The sequence below is a fragment of the Flagellimonas aequoris genome, assembly GCF_003584165.1.
Classification (GTDB): domain Bacteria; phylum Bacteroidota; class Bacteroidia; order Flavobacteriales; family Flavobacteriaceae; genus Flagellimonas; species Flagellimonas aequoris.
The window spans coordinates 295,707-302,955 of record NZ_QXFJ01000015.1; the positions used below are offsets into that span (position 1 = coordinate 295,707).

At 43.4% G+C, this 7,249-nt stretch carries 6 protein-coding genes; all 6 read left to right on the forward strand.

Annotated features, from left to right (window positions below; genetic code table 11):
* The first annotated feature begins 9 nt into the window (after window positions 1-9).
* The 6 genes from D2U88_RS06980 to istB all read left to right on the forward strand — a co-directional run bounded on the left by D2U88_RS06980 (window position 10) and on the right by istB (window position 7,200).
* Window positions 10-1,347, forward strand: coding sequence for a DUF4249 domain-containing protein (locus D2U88_RS06980; RefSeq protein ID WP_235855739.1), 1,338 nt, complete (start codon window positions 10-12; stop codon window positions 1,345-1,347).
* Between the two features lie 9 nt (window positions 1,348-1,356).
* Window positions 1,357-3,138, forward strand: coding sequence for a hypothetical protein (locus tag D2U88_RS06985; RefSeq protein WP_119639631.1), 1,782 nt, complete (start codon window positions 1,357-1,359; stop codon window positions 3,136-3,138).
* 47 nt (window positions 3,139-3,185) lie between these two features.
* Window positions 3,186-3,626, forward strand: a complete 441-nt coding sequence (locus D2U88_RS06990) for a DsrE family protein (protein ID WP_119639633.1) — start codon at window positions 3,186-3,188, stop codon at window positions 3,624-3,626.
* Window positions 3,627-4,177: 551 nt separating this feature from the next.
* Window positions 4,178-5,803, forward strand: a complete 1,626-nt coding sequence (locus tag D2U88_RS06995) for an ISL3 family transposase (protein WP_235855743.1) — start codon at window positions 4,178-4,180, stop codon at window positions 5,801-5,803.
* Window positions 5,804-5,923: 120 nt separating this feature from the next.
* The gene (locus D2U88_RS07000) at window positions 5,924-6,439 is read left to right on the forward strand and encodes a hypothetical protein (protein ID WP_147378547.1); all 516 of its coding nucleotides are present in this window, start codon (window positions 5,924-5,926) and stop codon (window positions 6,437-6,439) included.
* A gap of 23 nt (window positions 6,440-6,462) precedes the next feature.
* Entirely contained in the window at window positions 6,463-7,200 is a 738-nt protein-coding gene (istB, locus tag D2U88_RS07005; RefSeq protein ID WP_119608405.1) for an IS21-like element helper ATPase IstB, read from the forward strand.
* The last annotated feature ends 49 nt before the right edge of the window (window positions 7,201-7,249 follow it).

Consider the following 7,249-nt stretch of genomic DNA (forward strand, 5'->3'; position numbering starts at 1 on the left):
GGAACAATAATGACATTCGCCAAAGTCAAGATAGGATTACGAAGTTTTATGTACAGGTTCTTCCTGGGCCTAATGCTGCTGGCTGTGATAAGTGCCTGCTTGGACGAATTGGATATAGACACTTTGGCCGATGATAGCGCTAATGGAAAACTTGTTGTGGAAGCCGTGCTTACCAATGAACTTAAGACCCAGGAAGTGTTTCTGAGTAGGACGGACAGTAGGTTGGACTTGGAAACGGATACCATTTGGGACCGCAACATCCCAATTGGCATAAGACCCTATGATTCGGTCAATGTAGAATCTGGGGCCATGGTAAGGGTTTTTGGAAACAATGGTCAGGAATTTAATTTTACCGAAGGTCGTGAGGGAAGCTATTATTCAGACCAACCCTTTGCCCTACAGACAGGGGTTGATTATTCCCTGGAAGTGACCTTGGCTTCTGGGGCATCCTACGTTTCGGACAATGTTGCGGTGTCGGGAACCTCGGATATTACCAATATCTATGCCGAAAGAACAAAAAGCGAATTGGGGGTGGACGGTGTGGCCATATATATAGATAGTAAGCCAGAATCCGGTGTAACGGAATACTATCGGTACACCTACGATGAAACCTATAAGATTGTGGCACCCTATTGGTCACCTTGGGAGTTTGAGCTTACCAATTATGTTCCTTGTTCCAATCCGCCCACCTATGATCTTGAGGTGGTTCCCCGTGAGGTGCAGAACCAGGTTTGCTATAATACGGTGGCGTCCAATGGTATTGTACAGAACAGTACAGTAGGTAATTCCGGCACCAATGTTTCCAAACAGATGGTGCGCTTTATTGGAAAAGACAACTATATTATTTCCCATAGGTACAGCATTTTGGTAAAACAACATGTGCAATCTGCTACGGCCTATTCCCACTACGAAACATTAAAGAGTTTTTCACAGTCAGAAGGACTTTTTTCACAGATACAACCCGGCGCCCTGTATGCCAATATGCACAGAAAAGATGGGGCAAGTGAGGAAATTTTTGGATATGTGGAGGCTACATCGGTATCGGAGCGGCGTTTGTTCTTCAATTTTGCAGACTTGTTCCCAGGTGAAGAACTTCCTCCATATCCATATAATTGTGGCCCGTATACTGCGCTTGAACCGCCACCTCCGTGCGGGGGAGATGCAAGTGACTGCCCTCCCTCGGTGGTTGAAGGGGTGGATCAAGGTCTTATAACTTATTATGCACCGTATGATGATGGGATAGTGCCTGTTCCCTTTTGTATTGGTCCCTATGCCTTTACAGTGCCTCCATGTGGTGATTGCACCTATTTAGGGAAGAATGTGGTTCCAGATTTTTGGGTTGAATAAAGAACAAATATGAAAAAACAACTGATTTTATTTTTGGCCTTGATAGGGGCGACCGTGGTGGTCAGGCCCCAATATGTTATCAAAGATGTCGGCGAATTGATGGACCTGAAAAAACTTGCTCAAGAAAAAGTATACGTACATCACACAGGTCCCTTGGTATTTGCCGGGGAGTACCTCCACTATGCTTTTTATTGTTTCAACGCGCAGACCAATAGGTCCACCAATATAAGTATTATGGGCTATGTGGCTTTAGTGGACGAAGAGGGAAAATATATTTTGGAGCAAAAGATAAGGCTGGACAAAGGCCTGTCCCAAGGAGATTTCTTCATCAATACCGATGTTCCTTCGGGAAATTACAAACTGCTCGGATATACCCAATGGATGAAGAACAATGGTGTAAAGCAAGTTTTTAAAGGAGATATTGTGGTCATCAATCCCTATCAGGCAGATCAAAGCAAGCTCTTGGGGGATAATTCGCAGGGAGAGGCAACCGGGGTATCCAATATGGAAATGGAAAAACCCAGCGATAGTTCTATGATTCAGTTGCATTTTGATAAGAAGCACTATGGAACAAGGGATAAAATCCATTTTGCACTAAAAAATTATAAAGGACAGTTGGGTAATGGCAACTATACCCTCAGAGTCCAAAAAAAAGCAACAATACCAACATCTTTGGCCATGAATGCCATGGAATTTGGAACTGCCTATTTTAATGTGGACAAACAGATCGACAAGGAAGTAGGTGATAGTTTGTTTCTTCCTGAACAAAGGGGGGAACTTTTTTATGGAAAGGCTAGGGAAAGGGATTCTGGAAAACCTGTGGTAGATGTCAGCTTGGCAATGTCCATTCCAGGGGATGAGTTCATACTCAAGTCTACAGTAACCGATAATAATGGTAGTTTCTACACCTATGTTCGTGAAGAATATAAGGAGCCCAGAGTAATTGTGCAGTTTATGGAAGACAGTCCAGGTTTGGGATTGGAATTGGACACAGTGCCCAAGTTGGATGTTTCAGGAGTCACTTTTAACCACTTTAGACTAAAACCGGAATACGCAAGTGCCATTAAGGAAAGGAGCATTTACAATCAGATTGAGAACCAGTTTTTTTCTGTAAAGCCCGATTCCGTGTTGCTAGGTGACCCCATAGATCCTTTTGATGGTGCCATACCCGAAGTGATATCTTTGGACGACTATACCCGTTTTCCGACGTTACAGGAAACATTGGTGGAAATATTGGGCTATGCAGGATACCGGAACAACGGAAAAGGGGCGGATTATATCCACATTAATCAAGATGTGGAAGGATACCAAAAGGAATATGACCAATATCCCGCTATTGTATTGATAGATGGGGTTTTTATTCCAAACCATGAAAGAATAAAAGCTTTTGATGCCCGTTTGATCAAATCCATCAGTTTGATCAGGGACAAGTTTAGGCTTTCGGGAAAGGACTATCAGGGAATGATGGAGGTCACTACCTTTGATGGTAATTTTTACGAAACCTACACGCCTGAATTTGGAATAAATGTTCCTGTCGAAAAGCCTTTGCCCAAGAAAAACTATTATCGTCAAAATTACGATGGGGTCGATGCTCAATACCAAAAGATCCCGGATTACCGCTCCTTATTGTTTTGGGAGCCCCATGCCCAGTTAACAGGGGATACTTTGGAGTTCGAGTTCTACACCTCCGACCTTACCGGAGAATTTGAAGTGGTCTTGGATGGTTTTACCACTTATGGCAAGCCCATAACAGTATATAAGACCATTACTGTAAGGGATGAAAGCCAATAGTTGTACATTTATGGCAGTACTTTCTTTAATTAAACCTTAGAACCATTATGGGAACATTGCGCATTTTCATTGTCCTTTTTGTATTTACAGCTTTTACATCAATGGAGATTTACGGACAGGTGAAACTGGACGGACAGACCGTTACAGATTTACAAAAGACACCCAAGTATGCATTTGGTGTAAGTGACGAATTCCATTTTAAAGGTGTTTTGGGGATGTATGATACACTAGTGGAAAATGGGATCGATATTGAGGCATTTGAAATTGTGGTAAAGGGCAAAATTGTGTCCGATTTGGTGAAAGGTTCCGCATTGGAGTCCTATTTTGAAAAATATCAGGGCAAGGTCCGGGTAAGTGTATGTAGTATGGCCATGAAAAAATTGGATGTAACGGCAGACCAATTATTTGAAGGGTTGACCCCTGTGCCCACAGCCTCCATTCGAATGTTGCAATTACAGGCCAATGGTTACAATACATTGTCCTATTGAAGGGATTAAGAGACCAAAAGAGAAAACCTTGCAAAATCATCATATTTGCAAGGTTTTCTTTTGTTTTTTGGTGCTCGGACCTGGTGACCTCAAAAGGACAAAGTTCAAACTTTTTGAAGGAAGATATCGAAATTATTATCAAAGAATCATTTAATATTAGAAGTTTTTAATTTAGATTAACCTACTCTCTAAATCTCTAGTTTTGACCAACCACCCAACCTATAGAAGAGGTTAGTTTAATTAAACTACTATATGATTAGCTGAATAATAAAATGTCTAAGATGTAGCAGTTAACTTAATCTGACAATTTTACAAGGTAATGTGGAAACGCCGGACATAGTATACTACCTTCGCCGGGCCAAAGTGAGCATAGCCGGCCGGTGAAAGTGGTTCTTCGTCATATTTGGGGAAATCCATGCATTAGGGCTTTGGTTTTAATATATTGATATTCAGTAATTTAAGTACGTTTATCCTTTGCTTTATAGGGTGATATTTATTATCTTTAAGTAGTTAATAAACAACTACTTATGACCGTAAAACAACTGATCGGCATGCCTGGGTTAATTGTAAATAACATTGATTGCTCCCATTCCCTGGTTAAAATAGATGCATCAATAAAATCCAAACGGGCAAAGTGTCCCGTTTGTGAAATATACAGCAATAAAATCCATGATCGTTATACCAGAACAATATCAGATCTCCCGGTATTTCAAAACAAGACCACTATCTTCCTAAAAACACGCAAATTTAAATGTCAGAACCCTCAATGTGACCGAAAAGTATTTTCAGAACAGACACCATATATTTTGAGATATTCGAGAAGAACACGAAGGGTATCAAAGATATTGGATTCCCTGTCGATCGAACTGACCGGTAAAATGGGCAGTACCCTGTCGGAACAACTACTGATCTCGGTCAGCAAATCAACCATTACACGAATGGCCCACGAACAACAACTGCCCCAAATAGCCCAACCAAAGGTACTTGGCGTTGATGATTTTGCATATCGAAAAGGGATAAGTTATGGAACCGTTCTCGTTGATATGGAGACGTCAAGGCCCATTGATATTTTACCTTCGAGGGAGGGCAAAGAGCTAAAAAAGTGGTTGTCAAAATATCCTGGCGTGAAGATTGTCACCAGGGACAGGGCCAGTTCGTATTCTTCTGCCATTGATGAGGTCTGTCCAAGTGCAGAACAGGTCGCGGACCGATTTCATTTATTAATGAACCTATCGGATGCCTTGGACAGGTATTTCAAAAGTGTGGACCCAAAAATCAAAAAGCTCATCAAGGATAAAAGCAATGAACTTTTGAAAAAGTCCGATGGTCAAATTACCGGCGATGCGAAGGAAAAAACAACGGGCCCATTATCCAAGGCCCAAAAAAGAGCAGACCTAAAAGGAACGGACCGGAGGCAGGATGTTTTCAACAAGGTCAAGGAACTGCATGCCAAGGGCATATCCAAACGAAAGATCGCAAGAGATCTGGGCATAAGTCGCAATACGGTCCATTCCTATCTCTCGCTGGAATCATTGCCTCCCAGATCAAGCTCAAGATCGACCAATATTGGGCTGTTTTCCCAACACATCGTTGCGCGATTGAACGTTCAGGGATATATGGTGAAAGATATAATGGACGAAATCTATAAATTGGGATACAACGGAAGCAGGACGCAGGCCTATCACAATATAAACATCATAAAGGAAAAACATGGAATATGCACACCTGATTTTGCACAGATACAAAAGGAGAGAATTCCCTATATAAAACCCTTGAGCTCAAGGGAGCTCGCCAAATATATCGGTTCCTGTCCGACTGTTGTCAAGAATCCCGATCAGCGGAGATATCTACAGACCTTATTGGACAATATCCCGGAGCTACGGGTTATTCAAAAATTGGTGCGGATCTTTAAAACTATGTTGACCACGGGACGTGGCAACATTTACCGATGGATCGAATTCATTAAACGATCAAAATACAAAATGACGGGATTGGCCACTTTTGCCAATGGACTGTCAAGGGATATCAAAGCCGTTAAGAACGCGATTGAAATGCCTTGGAGCAATGGCGCTGTAGAAGGCCATGTAAACCGGATAAAGAGCATTAAAAGACAAATGTATGGCAGGGCTTGCTTTGACCTATTGCGTAAAAAGGTGATTTTATCCCAAACCGGTTAATGATCCCCAAATATGACGAAGAACCGTGAAAGTGAGCCACCCGCGCCGGATGAAAGTAAGCCACTTTTGGATCTGATCTGCCTATAATGTGCCAAAGGTCTTTTTTTGTGAAAAAGGACCATGGCGAACAAGCAGATAGACATGCGAAAAATAAAACGGATATTCAAGCTCCACACCTCGGGTGTGAGCAAGTGGCGGATAAGCCAGCAGTTGGGCATCTCCCGCAACACGGTGGCCAAGTACATCGATTTCTTCAAGCGTTACGGCTATACCACTCTGGCCGGGCACATGCCCTCACACCACCGTTTCGTCAGCGAATGGAGCAGCGAAAGGTTCATTGCCTGGGCCGGAAACATAGGGGACAGCTGCCAAGGCTACATCATGGCCATATTGGACCAGAAGCAGCATCCCGAACAATCCTATAAATCCTGTCTTGGCGTACTGCACCTTGCTAAGAAATATGGCAGGGACCGTCTTGACAGCGCCTGTAGAAGGGCAACGGAATATGGTGCATATAATTACAATATGGTCGAGCGCATCCTAAAAAAGGGCTGGGACAAGCTTGATGAGGGCGCCGATGATAATCTGGAAATGCCCGAGCACCAGAACATACGGGGCGGAAAATATTATGAATAGGGACAAATACTTAAATACTACATATGAACGAAAGGACAATACAACAGATGAAGGAGCTCAGGCTCCATGGCATGCACAGGGCATTTGAAACGACCTTGGGGCCCAACGGAACGGACACCGACTATACCAATGACGAGATCATTGCCTACCTCGTACAATGCGAGTGGGACGACCGCCATAACCGCAGGATAGAACGCCTGACCAGATCGGCGCGCTTTAGGTATGCTGCCGTTATGGAGGCGGTGGATTACAGACCTTCCAGACAATTGGACAAAAACCAGGTACAGCGCCTTGGCAACTGCGATTTTATCAAAAAGAGGGAGAATGTCCTCATTACCGGGAGCACCGGGGTCGGCAAAAGCTATCTGGCCTCCGCAATCGGCCACCAGGCCTGTTCCATGGGGAAAAAGGTCATGTACTTCAACACGGCCAAGCTCTTTACCATGTTGAAGACCTCAAAAGCTGACGGTTCCTATCCTAAACAGATAGGCAAGCTTGAAAAACAGGACCTACTGATACTTGATGACTTCGGGCTCAAGCCACTGGACAATATCAACAGGCATGCGCTCATGGAGATCATCGAGGATCGTCACGGACAGAGATCGACCATAATTGCATCACAATTGCCCGTATCAAAATGGCACGACATCATCGGGGAGAGAACTCTGGCCGACGCCATACTCGACCGTTTGGTACACACGGCACACAGAATCGACATAAAAGGTGAATCAATGAGAAGAAAATTGAAAAATAAAAACTAAGTTTAACCCACGGACAGGTCAAATCCAAGCAGTTGATTTACACTGCTCA

Excerpts from the sequence above, each read along its gene's own strand:
- D2U88_RS06980 (WP_235855739.1), top strand. The coding sequence starts at position 10 with ATGACATTCGCCAAAGTCAAGATAGGATTACGAAGTTTTATGTACAGG.
- D2U88_RS06985 (WP_119639631.1), top strand. The coding sequence starts at position 1,357 with ATGAAAAAACAACTGATTTTATTTTTGGCCTTGATAGGGGCGACCGTG.
- D2U88_RS06990 (WP_119639633.1), top strand. The coding sequence starts at position 3,186 with ATGGGAACATTGCGCATTTTCATTGTCCTTTTTGTATTTACAGCTTTT.
- D2U88_RS06995 (WP_235855743.1), top strand. The coding sequence starts at position 4,178 with ATGCCTGGGTTAATTGTAAATAACATTGATTGCTCCCATTCCCTGGTT.
- D2U88_RS07000 (WP_147378547.1), top strand. The coding sequence starts at position 5,924 with ATGGCGAACAAGCAGATAGACATGCGAAAAATAAAACGGATATTCAAG.
- istB (WP_119608405.1), top strand. The coding sequence starts at position 6,463 with ATGAACGAAAGGACAATACAACAGATGAAGGAGCTCAGGCTCCATGGC.